General features: G+C 74.1%; 1 pseudogene. It reads left to right on the top strand.

From position 1 onward, the window contains the following. Positions 1–240: 240 nt before the first annotated feature. Positions 241–571, top strand: a pseudogene (locus CCL05_RS31725) (iron transporter); the annotation flags it as partial.

Genomic DNA, 571 nt, shown 5'->3' with positions numbered 1-571 from the left:
ACCGACGCCGTCCGGGCGGCGGCCCGGTGCGGCGGGGACACGGCAGCGGCACCGTCGACGCCGTGAGCCTCGATGCCGTGAGCGCTCATGCCGTGAGCTTTCCACTCCGCCGTCCCGGAACCACCCAACGAGGTACCTGTCTTGAACGCCATCCCCAAGCCCGACGACCAGGCCACGACGCCGGGGCGTGGCCCTGCTGATGTCCGGGGGGTGGGGGAGTGGGCGAGCCCTGCGAACTCGGTGAACCCGGCGCATCCATCGCCGCCCGGCACCTCCGACCTCTTGGGGCACCCCGACCCGCACAGGGTCGCCCAGGCAGCAGCCGTGGAGACGCTGTTGCGCTGCTGGGTCCGCGAGACCGACCAGCCCGCCCCCGCCGACGGGGTTCTGCGCATCCCCCTGCCCGCCAGCGGCACGGCCCTGCTGGCCCCCGTCCGCTACTGGTCCCCGACGGGCTGGCACCGTTTCGGTCTCCCGCGCATGGCTGACGCTCCCGACCAGGCCCCACCGGCCGATGCCGTCACGATCGCCGCCCTGCTCTCCAGGGAAACGTCCGCAGACGGCCACGGCC

This window comes from Streptomyces africanus, from assembly GCF_002150735.1.
GTDB classification, from domain to species: Bacteria; Actinomycetota; Actinomycetes; order Streptomycetales; family Streptomycetaceae; genus Streptomyces; species Streptomyces africanus.
Note: the sequence above shows the minus strand (reverse complement) of the source record. Positions and strands in the feature narration are given on the sequence as shown.